The following is a 26,212-nucleotide window of genomic DNA, read 5'->3' as shown; positions in this document are numbered from 1 at the left end:
AGAATACACCTCCTACCGATTAGCAAACAGAAGAAAGCCAAGCAGACCAATCACGACAACACTTACTATGCCTGCCAGAATGGAAAACAGTCTGTTTGCTTTTATTCTATTTCCGATTAACCGGGCTGCCATCGAATATACAGCAAGCCCCAAAAGACCACCTGCCGTATTTGTAAGTACATCAGTAATATCAGAACGTCCGACTGCTAAGATATACTGCATAGTTTCCAATAAAAAACTTGTTCCAGCAATCAGCATGAACTTCACATATAATTTTGTTCTTGGCAGAAGCATTTGAAGATAAATGCCCATAGGAACAAAAATCAAGAAATTTTCGAGTACCTCTGTTAAGTGAAATGCTGCGCCAACTTCTTTGTCATAGTGAAAAGGAATAAGGTTTATACTCCTTACTTTATCCAGATCACTGATTGAAAACTGTAGTTTGAACAGTATGATCCAAACCAGAAGTGCCAGATAAATTAAGAATAAAATAGTTGCCAAACAATTTGATTTTCTCTTCATAGCGTTCTCCTTTCGCTTAAATTTTGTAGCCGACACCCCAAATCGTTTTAATATACTGCGGAGTATCGGAAGTATCGTTCAGTTTCTCGCGCAGATGCCGGATATGCACAGTAATTGTGCTGCTGTTTTTAGAGTAGTATTCATCTTTCCAAACCGCATGAAACAGTTCCTCAATGCTTACAACATTTCCAGCACTTGACAAAAGGACGTGGAGAATAGAAAATTCTGTCGGGGTTAGAGAAACAGGTTCCCCGTCTAACAGACATTCATGGGTCTGCACATTCAAGCACAATTTGTTATAGGAAAGTTCCGATGGAATTTTCTCTGTGATGATACCGGGTGAATATTTCTTGTAACGTCTTAACTGCGCTTTCACTCTGGCAACTACTTCAAGTGGGCGAAAGGGTTTTGTCACATAATCGTCCGCTCCCAATGTCAGCCCCGTTATTTTATCCGTTTCCTCAATTTTAGCCGTTAGCATTATGATTGGATAAGTGTATTTCTTTCGGATAAGCTGGCAAAGTGAAAAGCCGTTCATATCCGGGAGCATAATATCCAGAATGGCAAGATCAATGTCGCCGCTTTCAATACACGACATGGCATCCGTTGCGCAGTAAAATTTATAAACGACGTAATTTTCGTTTTTCAAGTAGACCTCCAACAGATCCGCTATATCTTGCTCGTCATCTATAATCAATATCTTTTCAGACATATTTTCAACTCCTTTGCTCATATTTCCAATTAAGTATAGCAAATACAACATCTAAATTCACAATGGATTGCCTGAGAAATTATTAAGATTTTCCTAACTTTCGAATTTAGGCAACTCAAAATGCTAACGTAATTTACATATCAGTTTTTTATGTGTCATACATATTCTCCAATATACTTCCATATAATGCACAGATTGACTTCACAATTGCATGCCATGAAATATCAGCAGCATAAGAATAATTTTTTTGATATGTTTTCCATAAGGTCTCCATAACCGGACTTGATTCAATTTCATCAAATATTTCTCTTATATCCTCAGCTTCTATCAGGTCTAATGTTCCCCTTTTTTTGGCTGTAGCCACAAGTGCAGTCCATAAAACTTGTTTTTGGAGTTGTTCTCCATACAACTTTTGTAAAATATAAATATCATAAAAATCTCTCATTCGTGTATTTGTAACGTTTCGACTAACAACAGTTTCCAATTTTTCAGCCAATACCGTTTCCAGATTATATGCCCATACCTCAATAGTGCGGTCTTCAAGCATAAGATTAAATTTGTACTTGATTTCTCTTGGTGTAATTACATCCCCTGTAGAAATATCAATCTTTAATGGTGTGATTACACCATCAAATTTCGTTTCCATGCTTACACGAACACCAGGATAATCTGCTTCTTCCATGATTTCCGATATCCGTTTGACCCGAAATGAAACACCATCGTCCAGTGGAATTGATATAATTTGGGATATAATCATTTCTACATCCTCCACACTAACATTAGTGCCTTTTATGGTAGCATCCAGATCCATAGTAGCTCTGGCATCCAGACCAACCATTGCCGCCACAAGCATTCCACCTTTTAATATAAACTGGTTTTTATACTCTGATAAAGAAATTCGTTCTAAAAAACGTTCCATCATATAATTCCGCATCAAAATCTGTGCATCTGCGGATTTTTTCTTTGACATATTACGAATTAAATCCTTTAATTGTCTTGCCGTTGTTATCATCTAAAGTAACACCTCCAAATATGGTCTAAGTATGTTTTCAACATGAAACATAGCTGCGTATTTCATAAGCATCCGTAAGTTTTTATCCTTACGTTTTGCATATTGTTTCAATGCGTCTTGAAAGACCTGCATTTCAACATTTTTTCTGCTACGAAGCAGATCACAAATTGTTCTCTCCATGTCATAAACGGGAACGGAATGTCCGAATGATGTCTGCATAGCTATGATTCCTATTTCATGTAAATCCTTTTTTATTGTGTACACTTGAAAACCGTCTTCCTGCAAACGACTTGGATTATATCCAGTTCTTACTGTTATGGTGTATTTCAAAGGCTCTCTGTCCGTTAAATCATGAAAAAACAATGCAGTTTCATGAGAAAATACAGCTTGACCACAACGTAAATGCAAAAGGTACATTGCATCTGTCCACGTATCCGGCGATACATACACACCATGAGCAGCTTGTTCTAATCCTCGTTCCTTCACATATGCATAAAACACAGACTTACTAATTCCATTATTTAGAACTTGAAATGTCTGAATTGTCCCTCCACATTCACGCAACAACAAATCTAATTTTTCAAACTGAGTCATATGCTTTCTCCTTTCGTGCTAATATGATAATATATATTAGCACGAAAGTAAAGACATATAGTACCAATAAAATATCGGTATTTTTGTTTTAATGATATCCCCTTGTTTCTCGCCATCCCTTTACATACCACCTGATTCCAACATATACCAGTTGCACGAATAATAAGAGAAATAGCAGATTGATTGGCAATGTTGTCTTTATCCACTTCCCAAAGTAGATAGCTGTTGCCATGCTTATAAGTATTACCATTATGGTAATCATATCCCAACAGCACTTCTTATATAACTCTGCAATCTTTATCTCTATAAATGCTACAAGTATTCCAGCACCCACCAAACATCCACCGCAGATCAGTATTCTTATCAGCCAATATACAATTCCGGCAACGACAGGATTGGATATTCCATTACTAATCTGTGCCATGTTCTTTCCTGTCAGTATAATCCACCCTGCAATGGTCTGTATAAAAGTGGCGATTGTATCAAAGAATACCACGCAATCAGAAATAAATATTTTTGACCGTATCATCTGAAAAAGAGTAGTTGATACGGAATACCATATCAGCAGAAACATCAATGCTTCATACATGGCTGTTTTTGTTTTATATCTGCCTGCCAGTTTTTCTCTCTGCGTATCATACTTTTCCTTGGCTTTCAGATAAGCTGTCAGGTTACAGTTCCCACACTTTTGATAGAGTACTGGCTTTTCAACCGGTATCTCTACTTTTTTCTGATGAGAGAGTGCATAGTCCCGTTCCTGTTCTGCCTGCCTTAGCTTATCTTGACATTCCTCTGTCATGATTTCGGCAGCGTGCGTTTTCTCTTTCTCTCTCTGCAACAATTCTTTTGTTTTCCTCAAGTCGTTCTTTAAGGCTTGAATGTTCCCTGCTCTGTTCTCGCTGTTTAACCTCTCGTTCAAGGTCAGCGATTCGTCGAGCTGCATTTTCAGTTCCCGGATAGTCCTGTCTTTCTGGTCGAGTTCTTCCTGCATCTGCTCTGTCAGCAGAAGCAACTCTTCCAGTTGATCGTCGCTCTTTGAGTTTCTTAATTCGTTCATCAATCGACCTTCCTTTCTCTAATTGCTGTTCAAGTTCAGTAATTCGCTGTTCTGTTTCTGCAATAGCCGGTTCTCGCTGTTTAATTTCTGTGCCAATTCCTGCCATTGCTGATTTTCGTCTGTAAGCTTCTGTATCTGGTCTGTCTTTTCTTCCAGAAGTATCAACAGTTCTTCTGTATCCGGCAAGATTTGAAGCAGTTCTGATAATTCGCTCTCTAATTGCTGCAATCGTTCTTCCTTCTCCTGAAAGCACATCAGCTTCTCGTCCTTTTCCTGTATTTCCTGAAGCATCTCTGCCATGATATTCTGCTGTTCCTCTATCTGTGTAATCATTGCTTCCATCATGGGAATTACTTCTTTGCTTTCTTCTAATGTCATTCAACCACTCCTTCCATATTGACAATGCACCGGATACCTTACCAAAGGTTGTGATTACCTTTTGCAGTAGTGCATTTTGTTTTTTAATCATCTGGTTTTCCTCTACCTTCCATGAACCATTCCATATCTGTCCGGTGAGATATTTTTCCTCAATCTTTCTTGCATCCGCACCCTCATGAATCGTAGGGATTTTTAATTTGCCCTGTCTTTCATAAGAGCGGTGGTCAATCTGATTGTCTATGGATAAATGCCGGTTACACATCCCAGCCCATTCGCTTCGCCATAACTCACAATTCTTTGGATTATTCCAGCCGGTAGCATCGGTCAGAACCCGTTTCCATTGTTTTCGGTTTCTTGCCCCGACTTTCTGTACTCCGTTTTCATCAAGTACCGGAATGCGGATTCCATGCCGGTCAGGATTTTTCTTATCCTGCCACCAGTCCGGGTGGGATTCATCAACCACGATATTTCCGTCAGTATCTCTGACAAAATCCCAGTCCTTGACTTCTTTGCTGCCCCATGAATGATCCAGATTGAATGGTCGCATGGTTACAAGTAAATGCACATGTGGGTTTCCATCGCCCTTATCGTGTATGCTCCAGTCGACACACATTCCCTTATCCACGAAAGTCTTTTGAATATATTCGGTTGTATAATCAATCTGTTCCTGTCTGCTCCATTCTTTCGGCAGGGAAAATTCAAATGAGCGTCCAAGCTGTGCATCTGCATTTTTTTCTATCTTCAATACCTCATTCCATAGACGCTGTTTCTGAAATGTGATTTTAAACTTTTCCAGTGCGGCATCTTTATCATCCGCTCTTTTATAACGGATAGACTGTTGAAACCTTTTTATATTTTCTTCCGGTACATGCAGCCATTCAGGAGGTGCATTTTCGCACATCATCAGACTGGTGTAGACGACTTCCTTTTTGGAAGTATAGTAACTGATTCTGCCTGTTTCCTCATTCTTCATCACATCTCCATTAAGATATGCCGATGCGGATATGACAGATTTTCCTTTACTGCGCCCGACAATCTTTACTGTAAAGTGAAATATCGCCATGATACGATTCCCCCTTTCTGCCGTATCCGGCATTGATTTCCGACAGCATCTTCTTCTGGTTTGGCAGAAGTGAAGCTGTCGGAACGCCCTCTGCGCAAGAGTGCCCCCTGCGGCATGAGCAGGTCTGGCTGAAAGCCCCGCCGACGGAACGAGCCCGGCAAGCGTAAGCGCAGACCGGTTGCCACTTGTGGCAAACTTATAAGGACGACCTCTGGTTGTCCATAAGTGCGCCCTTCATTCAAAGGCAATGAAGGGAATGGAAAAACCACTCCCTCCGCCATTACACTTCCTCCATATCTGTAAGTGGCTCTTTCTGCATCGCCTTTGAGAAAAACTTTCCGTTTGTTTCCTGCCTTTTTAAGAAGCCTATCAACTTTGGTAAATCTTCCTCCTCAATCGGACAGCCAAGAACCGATTCCACTGCGCCACCAATCTGACAGAGCCTGTGGGTTCGTTTTTTACTTTCCTCTGCTTTCTTTCGCTTTTCCAGTTCCTTCCGCTGTGCAATGAGCTTTTTTGTAGCTTCAATGCTTTCCTGTTCCTTTTTCTCTAATGCACGTATTCTTTCTTCATAAGTCTTTGTTGATTTCGCCATATCGTCTTCATCCTTTCTTTTTCCGATAAACAACAGTTCCCGGTTGCATATCAGGAGAAGCACATGGTATAATCCTCTTGCGTGTAGGTATATCATGGCTTCGGTCTGATAGAACCTTTGGCGGTTTCTTAGGAAGCCGCCTTTTTAAGTTGCCACATTTCTTGTAACAGCTTTTACATTTCCTTTATCCCTCAGATCACGCCCCTCGTTGGCTTCCATGAACTTTTCCAGAATGTCAGTTTTAATAAGGACTTTTCTTCCGACCTTTAATACCGGAAGCTTCTTCCATTCAACCAGCTTTCTCAAAGTGTTTCTGCCAATTCCTGTATAGTCGGCTGCTTCCTCGATGGATAATGCAATCTTTCTTTCCGTCATCTTGTCACCTCCTTATAAATTGCATTATGCAATTTTTGTTGTGCTGTTAGTATAGCGGTTTTATATTGTGTTGTCAAGCGTTATGAAATTTTAAAAATAATTATTATATTGCATATTGCAATTATGTGAGGTACATGCTATAATTCATACATACCGAAAAAGGAGGCAATCAGCATGAAAGATAAAGAACTACGCAAGCTGATAGGCAGCAGGGCAAAACAGCGTCGTCTGGAATTAAATCTGACACAGCCTTATATTGCAGAGAAGATGGGAGTTACAGCTTCCACAATCCTGCGTTATGAGAATGGTTCGATTGACAATACCAAAAAGATGGTGCTGGAAGGTCTTTCGGAAGCACTTCATGTATCTATTGAATGGCTCAGAGGGGAAACCGATGAATACGAAACCGATATTACGGATAAGAAAGAATTACAGATTCGTGATGCAATGGGCGATATTCTCAAACAGTTACCTCTCGACCTTAGTAAAAAGGAAGATGCTTTTTCCAAAGATTTACTGCTGTTGATGTTAAAGCAATATAACCTGTTTCTGGAATCATTCCAGTTTGCCTGCAAGAATTACAAGGGCAACACGAATGAAGCTGATATTGCAAAAGTAATGGGGTTTGAATCGAATGATGAATATAACGAGATTATGTTTCTCCGGGAGATCACCCACACTGTTAATGCCTTTAACGACATGGCAGATATCGTAAGGCTTTATTCCAAGAAACCGGAAATGGCAGAACAAAGGCTTGAAAATCTTTTATCAGAAGTTTTGTATGAGGATTCCGATTCGGTATAGAACGACAACCGGAGTTATGATATACTTACACGCAAGAAGCATTTCATCAGTTCCGATTGTCTGATATCGAAAGGAGACACACGATTATGGCAAAAGGATCTGTAAGAAAAAAAGGAAAGAAATGGTACTACCGCTTCTATGTAGAAGATGCAAGCGGCAATCTGGTTCAGAAAGAATACGCTGGAACAGAAAGTAAAAGTGAAACGGAAAAACTGCTCCGTCAGGCAATGGACGATTACGAAAGCAAGAAATTCATTGCAAAGTCGGAAAATATTACAATTGGAGAATTACTTGATATATGGGCAGAGGAAGAATTAAAGACCGGTACGCTCAGTAATGGGACAGTCCAGAATTACCTCGGTGCCATTACCAACATCAAGAAGCATCCAATTTCAGAGAGAAAGTTGAAAAATGTAACATCTGAGCATTTACAAGCCTTCTTCGATCTGCTTTCCTTTGGTGGCACTTATCCAGATGGTTCAGAAAGAAAAGGTTATAGCAAAGATTACATTCGTTCTTTCTCGGCAGTATTACAGCAGTCATTCCGATTTGCAGTATCACCAAAGCAATATATCACTTTCAATCCGATGCAGTATATTAAGCTGAAATACCAGACGGATGAGGTTGACCTGTTTTCCGATGATGACATGGATGGCGATATACAGCCAATTCCACGAGAGGATTATGAAAGACTGATTGAATTTCTACAGAATTACAATCCACCGGCAATACTTCCAATCCAGATAGCTTATTATGCAGGACTTCGTATCGGTGAAGCCTGTGGTCTGGCATGGCAGGATGTGAATCTTGAAGAACAGTGCCTTACAATCAGACGCAGTATCCGATATGATGGTTCAAGGCACAAGAATATCATCGGACCAACCAAACGAAAAAAGGTAAGGATTGTTGATTTTGGAGATACACTGGCAGAGATTCTTCGCAATGCCCGAAAGGAACAACTTAAAAACCGAATGCAGTACGGAGAACTTTACCATAAAAACTACTACAGAGAAGTAAAAGACAAAAACAGAGTTTACTATGAGTTCTATCATCTGGACGGAACAGAGAATGTTCCAGAAGATTATAAGGAAATATCCTTTGTCTGCTTAAGACCGGATGGAAGTTTGGAACTGCCAAGCACGTTAGGAATTGTTTGCAGGAAGATTGCTCAGAAACTGGATGGATTTGAAGGATTTCATTTTCACCAGTTGCGACACACCTACACAAGCAACCTTCTGGCAAATGGAGCAGCACCAAAGGATGTGCAGGAACTGTTAGGGCACTCAGATGTCAGTACCACCATGAATGTCTATGCACACTCTACAAGAAAAGCCAAGCGGGAATCTGCAAGGTTACTTGATAAAGTGGCAGGCAATGACTAAATAAAACTTTCCCTTATTTCCCTTACGATTATCTCATAAGGGCAAAAATAAGGGAAAATACATATCGTTTCGCTAATGCACAGGCTGGAAAGCCTGTAAAATAGGGAAAGTTAGAAATATATTTCGGCAAACTTGAATTTGGAGTGTGCTTTATAAATTTTTTCCGATCCCCTCAAGTTCATTCATGGAATTCTTATTTTTTTCAAGTTCATCTCTGTCTGTTGCATAATATGATTTATTGAAAAGCATGTCCCATAGTTTGTGTGTTTGACTTACTGTTTATATCTATCTTCTCCTAAATATTTTTCTAGTCATTGCAATATAAAATTGCTTATACAGTCTCTCCCTTAAGAGTCCTGGTATTCTGGATAATATACAGAGCGACCGATATGACCATCATTATAGCGCACAAACCAATCAACAGATCTGATACCATAGGTGTAATGTGGAACCATATAATATGCACCGCTGCAGTTCCATATAATAAAAAGGTTACTATCTTTCCATGCCAGTCTGCACCATGTACTTTTCCTGTCTTTCGTATCACAAGACATCCACTGACTACCATATACAGCTCCTTACCTGCCATTATTACGATTAAAAGAAGCACATGCGGAAAACGAGTAAACAGACAGATTAACATCGCTGCCTGTGTCAGCTTATCAGCCACCGGATCAAGTATTTTTCCTAAATTACTAATCCTATGGAATCTTCTTGCGATATATCCATCAGCAAGATCCGTAAGACCAGACAGCAATAAGATTTCACCAGCTAACAGAGGATTTTTCTTTACACAATAACTCCATATAATTACCGGAATCAGACAAAGCCGAAAAAAAGAAAGAAGATTAGGAACCGTAATAATTCTATTCAAATTTTCTTCCTGATTCACTTCACTCTGCATGTACAGTCACATCACTTTCCTTTTTTTTAGACATAAACCAATAAAATATAACACAAAATACTAAAGCAAACACAACACCAAAAACATTTTGAATCACTCTAAGACTAACCGCTCCTTGTAGTCCATAAGTCTCTGCAGCAATGGCTAAAGCACCAAATGTGTTAAATACTGCCTGCCAGCCATATTGTGCTGAAAATCCTACACCGATTCCACCAAGAATTCCTATATATGCATAGATTGACGAAGGAAGCAGAAAATATAATACTGTAAAACATATAACACCTGCAATATTTCCGACAATCCTTTTACGGACTCTGTAGTGCATATCTTCCATAAACGGCAAAATCGCGGACATGGCCGCAATACCAGCCCACATTGCACGTGGCATATTACAAAGTTCTGCAATGCAAAGGACAATCGGTACGCATAAAATCTGACATATCTGCCATTTTGTTCTGGAAGAAGTGATATCAAATTCTTGTATCAGATCTTTCAGATTTCTTTTATAAGTTCTGTTTTTATGATTTCGATAAAATACGAAGCAGGTAAGTGCTGCACCTAAAGCCATTCCGACTAATCGCATCTGATAGCTTTTTCCCGTAACATCATAACCATATAGCAATAGATACCCAAGAACCAATGTAGATTGATTAAACATGAATGGATTATGGCATCCGAACAGAATCAACACAGCCAGTGCCGCAATATTTAACAGCATTCCCAATACCGGTGAAAACTGATTTGCTAAATGCGGACATACAGTCATAATTACAAAGAACAAAGCCAAAAGCATCGTAGATTGTCCGGTGTGGATCCCCAGATCCGCATTCCGAAATACCATAAGGCATAATAAAACTACTACACCCACAATACTGTTCTCATTTCCAAATAGGATGCTGAAAATACTAACAAATAAAAAACAAAATGCCATTGTAACAGCTATCTTCACCAGATATACCCACATATGATATAATTTTTCTTTTAGTGTTTCACTCTTTTTCAACAGATTTTTAGAACCTGCCTGATTTAACTGCAATTCCTGATAAAATGTCATGTAATTCCTCCTCTATCTGTTTTTCTTAAACTTATATGGCCTCATCTTTCTGTATTGGAAGCTCTACAACAAATCTGCATCCACCATATTCACGGTTTTCTGCTTTGATTGTTCCTCCGGCACTATCTACAATCCGTTTTACAAGTGCAAGACCTAGGCCATTTCCTTCTGCTTTATGAGATCCATCTACCTGATAGAACTTGTCAAATATTCTGGATTTTACATCATCCTCTATTCCTGGTCCTTCATCTTCCAGAATGAACTTAACAGAATCCTGTTCTTGTTTCAGAAACATCGTAATTGTCCCCTTTGAAGGGCTGAACTTAATCGCATTATCCAAAAGATTTATCCAGATATGCATAAAAAGTCCTTCATTCCCAGTATATTTAACTTCCTCCAATTCTACCTGAAAACCAATTTCTTTTTCTGTCCATTTTGTTTCCAATGAAAGAAATGCCTGGCGGATCTGTTCATCCAGACGATATTCTGTTTTTTTCATTGGTATATTCTGATTCTCTAACTTGGATAACAGCAAAATATTACCAACCAATCCGGAAAGTCTTTGGGTGTTAAATAAGATTTTTTCTACATATTCCTCTTGATCCGGAGACAGTTCTTCTCCCTGAAGCAGCATTGTATACCCTTCAATGGCATTAATCGGGGTCTTAAACTCATGAGAAACATTAGATACAAAATCCATCTGCAGCACCTCTGTTGCACGAAGTTCTTTTGTCATAACGTTAAAACTTTGATAAGATTCTCCCACTTCTGCTATACGGCTGTTCGTTTCCAAATGCTGTTCAAAATCTCCCTGAGAAACTTCCTTCATTGCTTTACTAAGTCTGGTAATTGGTTCCAGTAACTTTGCATTGATAAAGGAAGTGATCAGCCCTGCAATCAATGTATTGAAAATCAAAAGCCAGCCAAGCATAGGTATGCTACCAGGCAGATTAAAAAAATGATTCAAAAAAGCAAATAATAACGCAGATATGACTGTTGAAAATACGAGTGCCAGCCAGATTGCACCAGTCAGACAGGATCGGATCCGCAATCCTTTTTCTTTCTTTTGTTCCATTATTTTTTCACCACCTTGTATCCAATTCCACGCATTGTTACAATTTCAAAATCAGGGTTATCTTTAAAACGCTCTCTGAGTCTTCCTATATGTACCTCTATTGTATGTGGGTCTGCCTCCGTCTCGTATCCCCATACTTCATCCATCAACTGTTGTTTTGTAAATGTTCTGCCTGGCGAAGCTGCAAGCTTATATAAAAGCAGGAATTGTTTTTTAGGTAAAACAAGACTTTCCTTATCAGTTGTAACCGTCATTGCATCATAATCAAACTCTGTTGAACCGATCACAATTTTGTGTTCATTCAATATCTGTGCACGGCGAAGCAGTGCTCCGACTCTTAAAACCATTTCATTCACATTTACCGGTTTTACCATATAATCATCACTTCCCGAAAAAAATCCCTGACGCATATCATCAAAGGAACCTTTCGCAGTGATCATAAGCACTGGTATCTGATATCCTGCTGAACGAAGTTCTGACACCAGTTCATAGCCATCCATAACCGGCATCATAATATCAGAAATGATCAGATCAATATATTCCTTATCCAATACTTCTAATGCCTGTGCTCCATCCGATGCACTTTTTACTTGATATCCATTCTTCTCAAGCACTTTTTGGAATAGCTGGCTTAATTCTTTATCATCTTCTACAATCAATATTTGAAACACGTTTTCCTTCCTCCTTATTAAAACAGATACCTCGCCCATCCAAGCAGATGCTGTACCAAAAATATTTTTCTCTGACGTTTCTTTGTTAATTCGATTGGCTCTACATGATATGGATCACGATAGGTTCCATCTTCCAATACCTGGCGGGACACTCTTTCATATTCCATCATGCCCTCTTCCAACTGTTTATTAATATCTTTACTGCGAATTACAAGCATCAGTTCCGTATCCAGATATGCACTTCTCATGTCCATATTAAAGGAACCGATTACAGACAGATCATCGTCAATCAGAATACTTTTTCCGTGGTATGAATAACCGCCTTCATATTCCCAGATATTAATTCCTGTACTTAAGATTCTATTTCTGTTTTTCGCATAATCGGCAGCCCCAAATGGATTCCCATTATTCGCAACTGAATTTGTCATGATAGAAAAATCTGAAACGTTCTCTGCAATCTCCTCCCATGTATTATACATCATATCATTACAGATAATATATGGCGTGTGGATCTTCACACGATTTTTTGCATTTTTCATCAATTCTCCCAACTGATACCACACTACTGGTTCTTTGGAACCTGTGTGAATAGGATTTGACACTAATGCAATCTTTTCTGTCTCAAAAGTTTCGTCCGTGTAATCGGTATCGCAGATTCTTTCCTTATTCTCTTCAAAATATTTCTGATAGCCGTTCTGCAGCTCTAAAACTGCGTTCTTTACAGATTTTCTATTTGCCAGTTTTTTATTGTCATGAAAATAACCACTGTCTTCTTGTTCCCATATCGTTTCAAAATACTCTAACAACTGGTTAACTGAATTTTCTTTCTCAGGTTCATCGCAAACCACTAACACGTCTCTGTCATAGTTCTTATGTCCCGGAAAATCACCCAGGAAATAATTGTATGTATTTCTTCCCCCAAGAATATATCTCTTTCCATCTGCAATCAAATATTTATCATGCATTCTACCCATCATCTTCCATGGTTTCAACGGATTGGCCTTATTATACAGTTTAATTTCAACATTCTCATGGGAAGATAATCCATAGAAATACGGATTTCCTTCCATATCAATCCAGCTCTCCATTCCATCTACTAACAGACGAATATGTACACCTCTGTCTGCCGCATCATGCAGTGCTCCTAAAATCAATTTTCCACTTTCATCGGATTGAAATGCAAAAGTAGAAAGAATAATTTCCTTTTTTGCATTCTTGATCAAACGCACTCTTTGTAAAAGCGCTTCTGGATTCTTTTCTATGATTACTGCCCGTTCTGTATTTTCACTGCATTCGTTCCATGACCCATTTTTTGTTTCTTTTTTGGTTGTATTGGACACTTCCGGCTGCTTTTTATATGCAACGCAGATTCCGAGCAATTCATAAAAAGCCACACATAAAAAAATTGCCAGTATAACAAGAAGGATTTTACATATTTTATGCTTTTTCATTGTACATCACCTGCTTCCTTTTTATTTCATACTTATACAATACAAAGTCAATCTCAATTTAACCTCAACAAAATTTATTTTTCATAAAAAAATATGACCGGCTTCTTTTTAAAGAAACAGTCATATTTTTATTCTAATATATGAAGGAGCTTTTCTTACTCCGTTGTATTAATCACTATCCATGCAAAATCTTCTTTGTACAACAGACTGTTAGATATAGCAAAAACGGCCTTTCAAAAACAGTTAACTTCTAAATCAACTGTTTTTTGAAAGGTCATTTCATCAGATTCTTATAGCAATCCAGCAAATAATCTCATAAATAATTGTCCCAGTCGCAAATATGCACTTCGTCCGGTTTGATATTGGTCTGTCACATCACGACATTCTCCCATCGTTCTTATCAGATCATTTTTTATTTCCACAACTGCCTGACAATCTGCCATAAAACAGCCGTTTTCAAAATGGTGATATAAACTTCGATAATCCAGATTAATTGTTCCACAAGTTGCCATACAGTCATCTGCCACACTCATTTTTGCATGACAGAAACCAGGAGTCCACTCATAAACACGAACACCATATTTAACTAATCCATGATAAAAAGAACGAGTTATATTATAAATGAATTTTTTATCAGGGATACCAGGTGTGATAATTCTTACGTCTACCCCTCGCTTAGCAGCCAGACATAACGCATGCGTCATTTCATCTGTTATGATTAGATATGGAGTCATAAACCAACAATATTTTTCAGCTTTATTTATCATACTGATATAAACTTCTTCTCCTACTTGCTCATTATCCATAGGGCTGTCTGCATAAGGTTGAACAAACCCAGTTTGCTGTGCCGCATAATCATAGTGGAAAAGGTATTTACTAAAATCAGAATCATTAGCATCCTTATCACTTACTGCATTCCACATTTCCAAAAATGTCACCGTAAGCGACTGAACAGCATCTCCTTCTAAACGAATACCTGTATCTTTCCACTGTCCATACGGGTGTGTGTAATTAAAATATTCGTTTGCTAGATTATATCCACCTGTAAATCCGACTTTTCCATCAATAACTGTTATTTTTCTATGATCACGATTGTTCAAAAACAGATTTAAACCTGGCATAAACGGATTGAATACACGGCAATGAATTCCTATTGCTTCCATCTTTTTCACAAAATCTGTGTTAATAAAGCCTATAGAACCCATATCATCGTAGAATACTCTAACTTCCACACCTGCTTTTACTCGCTCTTCCAGAACATCTTGAATCTTATGCCATGCTTCAGCGTCTTCTATCGCATGATATTCCATAAAGATAAACTTCTGTGCTTTCTCCAAATCCTTAAGCTGTGCCTCTAATCCTTTCACTGCTTCATCAAAATACACAATATCCGTATTCTGATAGATTGGATACTGCGAATTTCTTTGTATGTAACTTGCTATATTTCCTGCTTTCGGAATTGTTTCTTTTATTTTGCTCAAACACTCCTGACTGTCCGGAAGCATTGGTAACAATTTGCTATCAATTTCTGCATATCGCTCACGCATTTTATGTGTGCCACCATTCAAACCAATCAACAAATACAGGCCTACACCCATAATTGGGAAAATTAGAATTAAGATGACCCAAGGCATTTTCATAGAGGATGTCTTATTTGATGCGTACAATCCCAAAACCAAGATCCCACTCAAAATCCTTGTAAATAAATTTATGATTTCTGCATATTCATTCAAGCGTGTTACGATAGTAATAATAAAAATCACTTCCAGAAGAATGCAGATTATGGAAAAACACAGCCGTTTTACCCCATTTTTTGTTTTTGCTTTGCCCTCTAAAGTATCTTGTTTCATATATATTCCACCTTCCTACTTGCTCAGTTTTCTTCCTAAATTTCGTGGAACATACCAATTTTGTCTTTTATTCTCTGCATTTCATTATCTGCTTCAATGATAGCTCTTGCAGAATGAAGTAATTCTTCACTTATCTCATCATAGCCAGGCATTTCTTCAATTCCTTTTTTATAGCGAAGTTGATGTTCCAATGTTGCCCAGAAATCCATACCATTGGTTCGAATCTGTAATTCTACACGCATAGGTGTTTTACCCTTAGCAAAAAATACTGGTATTTCAACAATCATATGATAGCTTCGATAACCATTCGATTTTGGATTTTTTATATAATCTTTTATTTCAATAACTTTAATATCATCCTGTTGGGTAATCAAATCTGATATCATATAAATATCGTCAATAAACGCACAAACTATTCGAACGCCTGCTACATCATTGAGATATGTCTGTATATTTTCTGTTGTAAATTCATATCCCATCTTCTGCAGTTTATCGTAAATACTATTGGGCTGCTTAATTCTTGTTTTTATAAAAGAAATAGGATTTCGATTGTTCTCAACTGAAAATTCATCATCCAAAACCTCAAGTTTAGTTTGTATCTCCCGAATAGCACAACGATACATCATCATTAAATTATAAAATTTTGTAGCATTATTTAAAAACTGTAGTGATTCCGGACTGTTCATCCTGAGTTTTTTTACTTCATCTTTTGTCATGGAACTTTCCTTTCTACCTCATCCCTGATTTCAAAACATTATTTATTTTGATAGTTGATTCGTTCTCCTTGAATTACTGGATAACAAATCATTTTATCACTATCCAGATTTTCTACATGCATATCTACTGCACTGATCTGATGGTTTTCATAAGTATTGTAATAATAAATACCTTTTGTAACATTACAACACGACGTATACAATGTGATTTCATATTTTCCATCCGCTACTTCGCAACATCCTCGTTGCTGATCCACAGATCCGAGAATGTGGAAGAATTGGCTAACGCTTTCTTCCTCTGATTCACCTGAAATTGCATTTACCTTTGTAAAAGCTACACGTACAAAGCGTGAGGAAGATGAGAGATCTCCCGGAAGACCTAATCCTCCCATACCTCTACTATATGCATCAAGAGTCAAATTTTCGCAGAAAGTATTTCTGGGCTGTTTAGGAGATAAATACATATAATTATTTAGTTGAAACATCTGCTGTGGAAATGGAGGATTATTCGTAAGCACTCCTACTGGATTGTCATAAATATGCAAACCATCTGACATAGATTCTACCGTAATTGACTCATTCTCATCAGAAATGATCCAGTGTAATTGTGCTAATGGTAATTGCTCGCTGAAAGGAGTATTAACAATATTAATTCGTTCAAGAAGCTCGCGAACTTCAACTAAAGAAGAACACTGACTTAAAATCCACGGAATAAATTCAAACTGTGCAATATTTTCCACATCTGGCTTAATCGCGGCATAAACAGCATTTCCGACAAAATTCAGTCCTGCCATTGCCACTCCTTTTTCATTCATAGCATCATAATACAAAGGATAATCCTCAGCAACATGAGCCATTCCAATAATTGCATAATGATTTTTCATATCGCCAACATGGCGAAAATTAAACGCATAATTACGTGGTGTAATTACTATCTGATCACCATAAGAGAATTCATAATCGAGGGTTCGTCCAAAGTAAAAATCTTTTGTTTTATAAGTTGCTGCTGTACACATGATCGTTTATCCTCCTAAATAGATTGAAATATGTCAATGAGCTTTTTCTTGAACAATATTATAGCACAATTCTTTTATTTTGTTCCAACTTCATACATGATCATAACATGTAAACTTTAAACTATTTTCCTAGATTATTTCTCCATCAGTTTTTCAAACCAGGTATCCATAGCTAGGATGAATTGACCTACGTCTGGCAATTCTTGCAGCATTTCGTTTAGGGTTTTGTGCTTCACATATTTCTGCACATACACCCAACAGGCAACGCTACTGGCTTCTGATACAATGTCAGCTATGGTTTTGCGCATAAGCTCTTCAAATTCAGCAATTTCTTCTTTTGGAACAACATCATACAGTGTTGGTGCCTGATGACTTAATTTTACGCCATTTTCATTTGCATCTTTAAGCAGATTCTTAACTTTTTCTCTTGAGTTCTCCGGTACTTTCATGTACTCCCAGATAAATGCTACCACATCGGACGGTGTGTCTTTTTTTAGTGGTGGTAACTGAATATAATCATTGTTTTCGCTCATTTTCATATTCTCCTCACGATATAATAAAATCAATAATACGTTCTCTTGTCATGTCCAGTACAGTATCTACAAACACTCCTGCAAACAGGATCAGATACAGAATTACACTCAGCGAAAATAGAAATGCAACCTGTACCCAGTCATGATAACAGTATGCAGTCGCTATAATCAATAAAGTGAATATAAATCCAAGGATCCCTCTGACAACCGCATAAGTCTGTACTGTCATTTTTACTGCCAGGCCGATCACAAAAAGGATCAGCCATACCGGCAGTAATAATATCTTTCCAGCAAGTTTTAAAATAAACATGTGCACCTCCTATCTTACCAGTCCTGGCATATCATGGTTCACCTCTGCCTGATAATACCCGTTCATCGTTGACGGTGCATTAAACAGGGCTGCTAATAAATATTTCTTGATGTTCTTCACCTTTGTGGTGTTACCACTCATACAGTGTAAGACATACTCGATATGTGAATAGGTCAGCATCAGAAATTTTTTCTTCACCAGTGATGCCGGATACCAGTTGCTGGCAATCAAGATCTTGTCATTTTTACACATCACAGTCTCTACGATCAGGTTCACGATTTCATCTACCTGCCGCATATCGTCATGATGGGTTACTTCCAGTGATTCATAATCAATGGTCTCTTTGACAAGGTTTTCATAAGCCTGATAATCCTCAGAGCGGTTATCGCCATCGGATTGATTCTCATCTGCAGATACGATTTGATTAGATTTATTATCATTCATTTCAGTATCACTAAGATTAGTATTATTAGGGTTTGAAATGTAAACTTCTTGAAGTTTGTTTTCGGGACTTCTAGAAGTTTGATTTTGGGACTTCATGAAGTTTGAAATGTAAACTTCTGTAGATTCCTCATTTTCCACAGAAGTTTGTTTTTTAAACTTCTTTAATTCCTCTTCAAATTTTTTCTCATCTGTTTTCTCAGGCATAAAGGTTTTCACGTAGATAACGTTCACCTTTCCAAATCCCTGTCTGCGTTTCTCAATCAGGCCAATCCCTGTTTCGTCATCCAGTTCTCTCATGGATTTGATGGCTTTATTTCTGCCACAGTTCAGTAATTCCATGATATCTTCGATGGAAAAGTAGATATATGCTCTGTTTTTGTCATCAAACCACTGATTCTTGATGGAAAGAGACATTCGATCCAACATCAGTCCATATAAAATTTTAGCATCGCTCGATAAATCTTTAAAATAACTGTCTGTAAATAATGCTTTTGGTATGCGGTAGAAGCTGAACTGATCAGCTTCGGTACCGTAAAAATAATTAAATGTCATTTTTTTCTCCATAATTTCCTCCTTTCATTTTCTGCTAAGAAGTCCTCTTTTTAAACTTCTTTGACTTTGTTTTCTTAGCTTTTTCTATCCTTAACAGGACTGTTCCTGCATCCATTTTTCTAATAATGATTCAATCATCTGTTCCATATCTTTGGCTGTATAATCATCCGGAAAGTACTTTGTCAGTTTCTTTTCTGAGAAGGTAAGAGACCGGGATACTTTCTTTGCCATCACACAGTTATTGAAAATCGATAACATCTGGATCTGATTGATTGGTCCATCATTCAGCTGATTTCTGAGTGCTGCAATCTGCTTTGGCTTGATAAATCCGGTGTCGCGGATATATTCGTAGATCCATTCCTGTACTTCCTTATCGATGTAGGAGATATCAATAGCAACTGTAAATTGGAGCTTTTTCTTATCTACCAGATCTAAAAGTTCTGGTATTAATTCCGTGAGGCGAATATATCTTTGAACCTGTCGTCCACTTTCTCCATTATCCTTTCCAATGAGATCTGCCGTCTCATAATTCCCGACATTTTGTCGGGGATTTTCTTTTGTCGGACGACCTGCTGTTCTTCTCATAGCATCCATTTTCATCTTATATGCAAATGCTTTCTCACTCGGTAACAGTTCCTCTCGCTGAATGTTAGCGTCCACCATCGCAATCACCGCATCATCATCCGATAATTCTCTTACGATTGCCGGAATTGTCGTCAGTCCTGCAAGCTGTGCTGCATGCATTCTTCTGTGACCGGATACCATTTCATATTCTTCATTATCATCCATTCGAAGCAGTACCGGTGTCAGTACTCCATTGATCCTTACACTTTCAACCAGATCCTGCATCTTTTCATCATCCAGCACCTTGAACGGATGATTTTTAAACGGATGGATCTTACTGATCTCTATCTCCATTGCAGATTCTTCATTTACCACACCCAGCAGTTCATCAATGCTTGCCAGTTTAATCTTTTCGCCACTTCTATTTTTCATTTTTCAAAACCTCCTGTGTTAAGTTCTTATATGCCTCTGCAACTTTTCCTTTCGGGCAGTGCATATAGATACTTTTTCCCTCTGCACTGGTCTCAGCAGCTTTTACAGACATCGGGATCACATTTTCAAATACCTCGATCTGACTTCCGTAGGTTGTATGTACTCTCGATGCAATATCCCTTGCGTAATTGGTTCTGAAATCTACCATAGTCAGGAGAATGCCCTCAATCGCCAGTTTCCGGTTCAGTCTTTTCTTTACTGTAAGAATGGTCTTGATCAGCTGCTGAAGTCCTTTAACAGGCAGATATGCGGCCTGTACAGGTATCAGCACGGAATCGGAAGAGACCAGTGCATTGATTGTCATCATACCAAGGCTCGGCATACAGTCGATCAGGATATAATCGTATCGGCATCTTATCGCATCGATATATTCTTTCATGATCATTTCTCTGCTCATAACATTTCCCATAGTTACTTCCAGTGCAGAAAGCTCAATATTTGCCGGAAGTAGATCTACATTTTCCTGGTGATGTAAGATACCATCTTCCAGAGAGATTTCTTCTTCGTTAATGACATCCATCATGATCGTTGCCAGTGTGATGCGAAGATCATCCGGTTCCTCATATCCAAGACTTGCGGTTAAACTTCCCTGTGGATCTGCGTCGATCAGCAACACTTTCTTACCTTCTCTTGCCAGTCCAATGCCTACATTTACGGTTGTGGTGGTCTTTCCGACGCCACCTTTCTGGTTTACTACGGATATAACTTTACACATGCTTTCTTCCTCCTTTAACTTTCCCATGATTCTTTTTTCCATAATTTTAGCAGTGCCAGTATTTCTCGCTTCATCATTGCCGGTGTATAAGAATTTGGAAAATACTTGTGTAACTGCTCGTTTGTGAATGCCACTCTTGTAATCTCACCCTTTTTCACTTCACACATGATTTCTTCCATCTTTTCCAGTGACAACTGTTTTTCTTTACTCAGTTGCCGGATCCTCTGTGCCTGTGAGAGTGATGGGATCGCCTGTGCATACTCCATTGCTACAAGCAATTCCTTTTGCTCTTTTTCACTTAATGCTGCTATCTCTACAGCTGGACAAAAAGAAATAATCTCATCATCCAGTTTCTGCAGCATTTCCGGTATCAGTTTTGTCAGTGAGATATAACGCTGAACTTGTTTTGGACTATCACCACAATCCTCGCTGATGATCTCTATTGCCCGCTTTCTTGGTGTTTTGTGGTCAACTTGGCTTTTTTTTCGACCACTTTTTCTTTTCAATACGTCATTCTTCAGTTTGTAAGCAAAAGCTTTTTCACTGTAGCTGATCCGTTCTCTGTGAAGATTGGAATCTACCATGCTCAAGATGGAATCATCTTCACTTAATACCCGGATGATTACCGGTACTTTACGGTATCCCAGTTTCTCCGCAGCATGTTTTCTTCTGTGACCGGATATGATCTCATAGTATCCATCCGGTACTGGTCTGACGATTAACGGATTTAAAATTCCATACTTCTCAATGCTTTCCTGCAGAAGAAACATTTCCTTATCATCTTTTACCTGAAACAGGTGCTCTTTGAACGGACGAAGACGCTCAATTTCAATTTCTATGATTCTTTCTTCGTTTTCTCCTGATTGTCTATTTGGTTCAGTCATCTTGACTCCTTTCCTCCAGGATTCAGGAAATAAAAAATGCCTGCCTGGAACTTTTATAGATAGTAAAGTTCCAAACAGACATTGCTGTTTGACCATTAGCTGTAGCTAATAGAATTGAATACTGTTTCAGCTAATTCATGTTTGCAGGTTTGGGAAAGATTGTTTCTTTTCCCGCCTTTTCTCTGATTTACATCCCCAAATAAGGGGTGACAACGGAGCGGAACCCAAATGTTAGCTGGACTTCCTAAAACCCATGTTTGCAAACCGGTAATTTTGATTAGCTGTCAGCTAACAAAAATCGGATTGCGTTAGCTGGAAATTGATCATTTTGAATGGAATTTTGTGTCACGAACGTGATTAGAAAATAACAAAAGCGTTCGTTGTCAGCTAATCCAGCTAACATTTTCGAACGCTTTGAAGCCCGTCGCCAAGAGGATTTGAACCTCCGACCCCTCGCTTAGGAGTAGACCCGATACGATGAAACCAAGTGCAACACAGTGCAAGAAAATCCTTGAAAATACAAGGTTTTTCACTGTTTCAAATCCTATCTGGTATTACGCTTCATAAGCATTTTCATAGGGATTTTACACCGTCCAATTGGCTCGAAATTAGCAAGGCTTTCGATTTTCGGTGGACGTTGCAAGTGCAAGCAAATCTCTCTATGTAACTTCTCGTGATACGAAATGATAGGAAATCCTATTCATTCTCGTGCGGAGGCGCTGATGTCTTTAGACACCATCTTAGTCTGTTTAATATATCATTTCAAAATAGATTTTTCAACCAGCATTATTAAGAATTTCAAAGGTTTTTTCAGACTCAATGATTCTATGTAATTTAGACCCGCCGAAGCAGGTCTTTTTTTATTTCAGCATAATCTCTCTATCCTCAGCGCCGAGCATATAAGCACCCTTGGCAAAAGCATCCCTTGCCAGAAGCTCTGCTACATCAACCCTATCGAACAGCATCCATATTTCTTTCTCTTTCGGAGTCAGTTCATGGCTATGGTCAAACAAATGCTCAAGTCCCAATCCTTCAAGCAATGCCGACTTTGCTGCTTTGTATTCCTCAGCTCTGCCAACATATTCGTCGTTCCTTTCCTTGGAAAATGCCTCGATATTGTCAGCTCTCAGATGCTCGTAATACTCGTCCATAAAGATTCTATCCATACTCGTTGACCTCCATAACAAAAAAATAAGGGCAGACCCTTTTACAGCTATTGTAGCTATGTAAAAGGATCTGCCCTTGCAGTTACTATAATGTTTTTGCCAGCGACTTCAGGAGTGCTGCCATTTCCGGATTTTGCAGAAGCTTCAGAAGAAGTTCTTTATCATCAGCGGAGCTTTCCGTTGCGGCTGGTTGAACCGGCTCAGGCGTTGCCTGTCTGCCTGAATAGAACGCAGCTTCCATTCTTTCAGCGTTCAGTCTGCGGTCATCGTCGATGATATGGGAGTAAACATCCGCTACCATCTTGACCTGTGCATGACCGGAATCGCCTTGAACGGATTTCATATCGCCGCCGTTCAGCTTCAGCTTGTAAGTGATACTGGAATGTCGGAGACTATGGAAAACCACTTTCGGCAGTCCCTTCTCCTCAATCAGCTTATTGAAAGCACGGTTGATAACCTGCCCCTCAATCGGCTTGCCATTGGAAGAACAGAAAACCAGATTGAAGTCTACGAACTCGTCACCGAAAAGGTCTTTCAGTTCTTCGATGTCAGCCTTTCGCTGTACCAACATTTCCGCTACGGTTTTCGGTAAGAACACCTTGCGGACACTTGTTTTGGTCTTAGGAGTTTTGAGAACCAATGCGGTATGCGTACTGGCGAAGGTCGGTGGGAACTTGAACATGATGTCCTTACCGTCCAGATCTGCCATCGCTTCACGATTTACTCTCTGCAACTCCTTTTCAACGAAGATGCTTGCCTGACCAAGTTCAATACTGGTAGGGGAAATGTCAATACAGTCCCAGGTAAGCCCCAGAAGCTCGCCCATTCGCAGGGAACAGGAGAAGGCAAGGTTAATAGCCAGGCGAAGAATATCATCGTCACAGGCTTCCAGAGCCTTCTGGAGCACTTCTGCTGTCCAGATGTCCCTGGTCTTGTGTTCTTCTTTCGGCAGCGTAGCGTGCTCCACAGGGTTTCTGGTCATCAATTCCCACTTGACCGCCTGATTGAAAGCATTTCGCAATGTCTTGTGAACCTCTCGGACAGTATGCGGAGTCAGATATTCTGTACGGGCTTTTACATACTTAGAAGAAACCGCTTTGACAGAAAGCAAATCTCGGTAATACTTGTCCATGATTCTCGGTGTGACATCCTCCAGCTTCATATCACCGATGAGGGGACGAATATAGTTTGCAATCAGGCTCTTTCTGCTTTCATAGGTAGACATCGCCCATGTGTTCACACCATAGATTGACATATACTCATCCAAAAGATCGTTGACGGTTTTAGCAGAAGGGGGAATAAAGGTTCCGGACTCCTGCTCATATTCAACCTGCAACTTCCTTTTCTTTGCTTCGGAATTCGTTTCAAAGGTTTCCCACTTCTGACGCTTGTTGCCGTTCTCATCGGTGTATGTATAAACCACAGAATACTTCTTTTTTCTCTTAACAATAGATGCCATGTAATCAGCTCCTTTCCTGTCTATCTTCCGCTAACTGGTAGCGGGTCTGATTCTGATACCATTTTTCAAAGCTCTCTTTGGTAGCTCGCTTATATCTGCCAACCTTGATAAGCTCAAAATCTTCATTGGCAACGATATAGTAAATGGTCTGACGATGTACCCCAAGCATTCTTGCCATTTCCGGCAGACCGTAGGTGGATGCCATAATATCTGCATCCAGTTCCTGATCCTCTACCGTGCGGTAATCGGTTTGAGAAGCATACCATCTTTCAAAGCTCTCCTTGGTCACTCTGCGCTTGCCCAGGACATCAACCACATCAAAATGCCCTTTGGCAACCAGCTCGTAAGCAGTCGCTTCTTTCAGCCCAAGGCGCTGTCCAAGCTCCTCCATTGAATATGTAGTTTTCTTCAGTTCCTCTCCGGGAGGGGTTCCATCGACCTTCTGATATTTGAACTGATTGGCATACCATTCTTCAAAGCTGTCGATCATCACCCTCATGGTGTTGCCGACAAGAATGGTTTTGAAGTAATTCTTCTTAATGAGCCAGTATGACTCCGTTTTACCAAGACCGAGCATCCTGCCCATTTCCGGAACAGACATACTCGTGCGTTTTCTCATTTCCGCCATCGTACAACCTCCTATGTAAAAAATGTAGCCATGTGTTTCTTGTCATGGCTACATTTTATCGAACTTTCAATATGTTTTGAAGTTTGTCGCCGGGTTGTACGACACCCTTGACAAATCTTACATTTGATGATCCAACCACTCATCAAAACTCTTTTTGGAGATTCTGATGCTGCCGCCAATGCGGACACTGTGAAAAACTTTCTTTTTCACAAGGTTGTATGCACTGGTTCTGCTGATGCCCAGAATATCCTGAATCTCATCAACCGTATAGGTTCTCTTATCAAACTGAACTGCGTTAGCAGCCATCGCTTCTTCGGTGCGCTGATTCATGGCAGCGATTCTTTCTTCAAACATTTATGTTCACTCCTTCGTTCTCTTTGCTTTATGTTTTGTGGGACGCTTTTTCAGCTGTTCCATTGCCAGGCTGACGGATAAGGCTTTCTCAATCGCTACCATTTCACGGGGCGTTACCTTACCTAAGTAATTATCAATCCTGCTTTTATCAATGGTACGAATCTGTTCCAGCTGAACAACGGACGCTTCTTTGAATGCAGGATTGTCGTAAATAACAAAGTGCGTCGGCATATTCGCTTTCTTATGGATTCTGGTGGTGACCGTTGCCACAATCAATGTGGGAGCGTGTTTATTACCGGTATCGTTCTGAATGACGATAACCGGACGGATGCCGCCTTGTTCCGACCCAACTACCGGGTCCAGATTGGCGCAATAAATATCACCACGGCAATATACCCAATTTTCTTTCATCATGTGCCATGACCTCCTTTCGTTGGGTATGTAATAACTGACTGCCCGAAAGGAATCAGGCAGTCAGTCCAAAAGTCTATGTGTCCCATATTTGCCACGCACCCCTGGGAAAGAGGGCTTACGCCCTCAGGGAATCACCGAACGACTGATTGCGAATCAGTTCCATAGGAATCTAACCTCTGCCGGGTTCTCCGCCAGCTCCGTAGAGAAGTATCTTTAATCCTGTTGCTTTCATGGCCGTATTGGGAGCAACCCAATATTTACAAGCCAGTATTGATCGCTGGCATCGGGAGAGAGACAAGCACTTAATTTATAGAAGAAAGTCGTTCTGCTTCTCTGTCCGATACGTCTCGGCGTACCGCTGATGTGGCTGATGCTCTCGCACCGGCAACAGGAACGTATTCGATGACTGTGTATTCAGTTTTCAAGGATCAAGCAGCCGATTTTCTTTGGCTGTATCTAAATTGTA

General features: G+C 39.4%; 30 protein-coding genes and 1 pseudogene. 2 read left to right on the top strand and 29 right to left on the bottom strand.

Annotation, left to right across the window (positions count from 1 at the left end):
• Window positions 1-12 precede the first annotated feature (12 nt).
• From OCV61_RS08740 to OCV61_RS08700, 9 genes are all read right to left on the bottom strand, one after another.
• Entirely contained in the window at window positions 13-522 is a 510-nt protein-coding gene (locus OCV61_RS08740) for a VanZ family protein (RefSeq protein WP_015526351.1), read from the bottom strand.
• Window positions 523-538: 16 nt separating this feature from the next.
• Window positions 539-1,234, bottom strand: a complete 696-nt coding sequence (gene vanR, locus OCV61_RS08735) for a VanR-ABDEGLN family response regulator transcription factor (protein ID WP_003505360.1) — start codon at window positions 1,232-1,234, stop codon at window positions 539-541.
• Between the two features lie 148 nt (window positions 1,235-1,382).
• The gene (locus tag OCV61_RS08730; protein ID WP_003505363.1) at window positions 1,383-2,246 is read right to left on the bottom strand and encodes a nucleotidyl transferase AbiEii/AbiGii toxin family protein; all 864 of its coding nucleotides are present in this window, start codon (window positions 2,244-2,246) and stop codon (window positions 1,383-1,385) included.
• A complete protein-coding gene (locus OCV61_RS08725) occupies window positions 2,247-2,840 on the bottom strand; it encodes a type IV toxin-antitoxin system AbiEi family antitoxin domain-containing protein (protein WP_158421472.1) in 594 nt (197 codons plus the stop codon).
• 88 nt (window positions 2,841-2,928) lie between these two features.
• Window positions 2,929-3,639 (bottom strand): DUF6040 family protein, encoded by a 711-nt coding sequence (locus tag OCV61_RS08720; protein ID WP_003505369.1) that lies wholly within the window; start codon window positions 3,637-3,639, stop codon window positions 2,929-2,931.
• The gene (locus OCV61_RS08715) at window positions 3,617-5,338 is read right to left on the bottom strand and encodes a MobA/MobL family protein (RefSeq protein ID WP_005345969.1); all 1,722 of its coding nucleotides are present in this window, start codon (window positions 5,336-5,338) and stop codon (window positions 3,617-3,619) included. The genes OCV61_RS08720 and OCV61_RS08715 overlap by 23 nt, the downstream gene beginning before the upstream one ends.
• A complete protein-coding gene (locus OCV61_RS08710) occupies window positions 5,314-5,619 on the bottom strand; it encodes a hypothetical protein (RefSeq protein WP_005345966.1) in 306 nt (101 codons plus the stop codon). Before OCV61_RS08710 ends, OCV61_RS08715 begins: the two co-directional genes overlap by 25 nt.
• Window positions 5,619-5,933, bottom strand: coding sequence for a hypothetical protein (locus OCV61_RS08705; RefSeq protein ID WP_014080633.1), 315 nt, complete (start codon window positions 5,931-5,933; stop codon window positions 5,619-5,621). The genes OCV61_RS08710 and OCV61_RS08705 overlap by 1 nt, the downstream gene beginning before the upstream one ends.
• A 144-nt stretch (window positions 5,934-6,077) precedes the next feature.
• Complete coding sequence (locus OCV61_RS08700; protein WP_003505382.1) at window positions 6,078-6,308, bottom strand: helix-turn-helix domain-containing protein; 231 nt, start codon at window positions 6,306-6,308, stop codon at window positions 6,078-6,080.
• Between the two features lie 174 nt (window positions 6,309-6,482).
• Here OCV61_RS08700 and OCV61_RS08695 point away from each other — a divergent pair, with 174 nt between their 5' ends.
• Window positions 6,483-7,112 carry a helix-turn-helix domain-containing protein gene (locus tag OCV61_RS08695; protein WP_055182524.1) on the top strand — a complete coding sequence of 210 codons (630 nt, stop codon included), beginning with the start codon at window positions 6,483-6,485 and terminating at the stop codon, window positions 7,110-7,112.
• 86 nt (window positions 7,113-7,198) lie between these two features.
• A complete protein-coding gene (locus OCV61_RS08690; RefSeq protein WP_003505396.1) occupies window positions 7,199-8,494 on the top strand; it encodes a tyrosine-type recombinase/integrase in 1,296 nt (431 codons plus the stop codon).
• Window positions 8,495-8,644: 150 nt separating this feature from the next.
• On the opposite strand, the pseudogene OCV61_RS18770 reads toward OCV61_RS08690, so the two are convergent.
• From OCV61_RS18770 to OCV61_RS08590, 20 genes and pseudogenes are all read right to left on the bottom strand, one after another.
• Window positions 8,645-8,749: pseudogene (locus OCV61_RS18770) on the bottom strand (flavodoxin family protein); the annotation flags it as partial.
• A 76-nt stretch (window positions 8,750-8,825) separates the two neighbouring features.
• Window positions 8,826-9,398: a CDP-alcohol phosphatidyltransferase family protein gene (locus OCV61_RS08680; RefSeq protein ID WP_005335451.1), complete on the bottom strand. Its 573-nt coding sequence runs from the start codon at window positions 9,396-9,398 to the stop codon at window positions 8,826-8,828.
• Window positions 9,388-10,452 carry an FUSC family protein gene (locus OCV61_RS08675; RefSeq protein WP_158421471.1) on the bottom strand — a complete coding sequence of 355 codons (1,065 nt, stop codon included), beginning with the start codon at window positions 10,450-10,452 and terminating at the stop codon, window positions 9,388-9,390. The genes OCV61_RS08680 and OCV61_RS08675 overlap by 11 nt, the downstream gene beginning before the upstream one ends.
• 31 nt (window positions 10,453-10,483) lie before the next feature.
• Window positions 10,484-11,527, bottom strand: coding sequence for a HAMP domain-containing sensor histidine kinase (locus OCV61_RS08670; protein WP_158421470.1), 1,044 nt, complete (start codon window positions 11,525-11,527; stop codon window positions 10,484-10,486).
• Entirely contained in the window at window positions 11,527-12,237 is a 711-nt protein-coding gene (locus OCV61_RS08665; protein ID WP_158421469.1) for a response regulator transcription factor, read from the bottom strand. The genes OCV61_RS08670 and OCV61_RS08665 overlap by 1 nt, the downstream gene beginning before the upstream one ends.
• A complete protein-coding gene (locus tag OCV61_RS08660; protein ID WP_118568545.1) occupies window positions 12,216-13,649 on the bottom strand; it encodes a phospholipase D family protein in 1,434 nt (477 codons plus the stop codon). Before OCV61_RS08660 ends, OCV61_RS08665 begins: the two co-directional genes overlap by 22 nt.
• Before the next feature lie 290 nt (window positions 13,650-13,939).
• Window positions 13,940-15,499, bottom strand: coding sequence for a cardiolipin synthase (gene cls / locus OCV61_RS08655; RefSeq protein ID WP_158421468.1), 1,560 nt, complete (start codon window positions 15,497-15,499; stop codon window positions 13,940-13,942).
• A 35-nt stretch (window positions 15,500-15,534) separates the two neighbouring features.
• Window positions 15,535-16,215, bottom strand: coding sequence for a GTP pyrophosphokinase (locus tag OCV61_RS08650; protein WP_005360232.1), 681 nt, complete (start codon window positions 16,213-16,215; stop codon window positions 15,535-15,537).
• Between the two features lie 38 nt (window positions 16,216-16,253).
• Complete coding sequence (gene bsh, locus OCV61_RS08645) at window positions 16,254-17,231, bottom strand: choloylglycine hydrolase (protein ID WP_158421467.1); 978 nt, start codon at window positions 17,229-17,231, stop codon at window positions 16,254-16,256.
• A 134-nt stretch (window positions 17,232-17,365) separates the two neighbouring features.
• Entirely contained in the window at window positions 17,366-17,770 is a 405-nt protein-coding gene (locus OCV61_RS08640; protein WP_006427147.1) for a hypothetical protein, read from the bottom strand.
• A 7-nt stretch (window positions 17,771-17,777) separates the two neighbouring features.
• Window positions 17,778-18,074 carry a hypothetical protein gene (locus tag OCV61_RS08635; RefSeq protein ID WP_005334864.1) on the bottom strand — a complete coding sequence of 99 codons (297 nt, stop codon included), beginning with the start codon at window positions 18,072-18,074 and terminating at the stop codon, window positions 17,778-17,780.
• A gap of 9 nt (window positions 18,075-18,083) precedes the next feature.
• Complete coding sequence (locus OCV61_RS08630; protein ID WP_158421466.1) at window positions 18,084-19,082, bottom strand: DUF6017 domain-containing protein; 999 nt, start codon at window positions 19,080-19,082, stop codon at window positions 18,084-18,086.
• 78 nt (window positions 19,083-19,160) lie between these two features.
• Complete coding sequence (locus OCV61_RS08625; RefSeq protein WP_158421465.1) at window positions 19,161-20,066, bottom strand: ParB/RepB/Spo0J family partition protein; 906 nt, start codon at window positions 20,064-20,066, stop codon at window positions 19,161-19,163.
• On the bottom strand, window positions 20,056-20,841 hold the full coding sequence (locus tag OCV61_RS08620; RefSeq protein ID WP_055148854.1) for a ParA family protein: 786 nt from the start codon (window positions 20,839-20,841) through the stop codon (window positions 20,056-20,058). The genes OCV61_RS08625 and OCV61_RS08620 overlap by 11 nt, the downstream gene beginning before the upstream one ends.
• A 14-nt stretch (window positions 20,842-20,855) precedes the next feature.
• On the bottom strand, window positions 20,856-21,821 hold the full coding sequence (locus OCV61_RS08615) for a ParB/RepB/Spo0J family partition protein (protein WP_158421464.1): 966 nt from the start codon (window positions 21,819-21,821) through the stop codon (window positions 20,856-20,858).
• Window positions 21,822-22,585: 764 nt separating this feature from the next.
• Window positions 22,586-22,891: a hypothetical protein gene (locus tag OCV61_RS08610; protein WP_002304425.1), complete on the bottom strand. Its 306-nt coding sequence runs from the start codon at window positions 22,889-22,891 to the stop codon at window positions 22,586-22,588.
• 85 nt (window positions 22,892-22,976) lie between these two features.
• Window positions 22,977-24,350: a tyrosine-type recombinase/integrase gene (locus OCV61_RS08605; protein ID WP_008982547.1), complete on the bottom strand. Its 1,374-nt coding sequence runs from the start codon at window positions 24,348-24,350 to the stop codon at window positions 22,977-22,979.
• Window positions 24,351-24,354: 4 nt separating this feature from the next.
• The gene (locus tag OCV61_RS08600) at window positions 24,355-24,978 is read right to left on the bottom strand and encodes a helix-turn-helix domain-containing protein (RefSeq protein ID WP_008982548.1); all 624 of its coding nucleotides are present in this window, start codon (window positions 24,976-24,978) and stop codon (window positions 24,355-24,357) included.
• 117 nt (window positions 24,979-25,095) lie between these two features.
• A complete protein-coding gene (locus OCV61_RS08595) occupies window positions 25,096-25,332 on the bottom strand; it encodes a helix-turn-helix domain-containing protein (protein ID WP_002304418.1) in 237 nt (78 codons plus the stop codon).
• A 6-nt stretch (window positions 25,333-25,338) separates the two neighbouring features.
• Entirely contained in the window at window positions 25,339-25,746 is a 408-nt protein-coding gene (locus OCV61_RS08590; protein WP_008791988.1) for a type II toxin-antitoxin system PemK/MazF family toxin, read from the bottom strand.
• Between the last annotated feature and the right edge of the window lie 466 nt (window positions 25,747-26,212).

Source organism: Blautia ammoniilytica (assembly GCF_025566965.1).
In the GTDB taxonomy this organism is placed as follows: Bacteria; Bacillota; Clostridia; order Lachnospirales; family Lachnospiraceae; genus Blautia_A; species Blautia_A ammoniilytica.
This window is presented reverse-complemented; position numbering and strand designations above follow the sequence as displayed.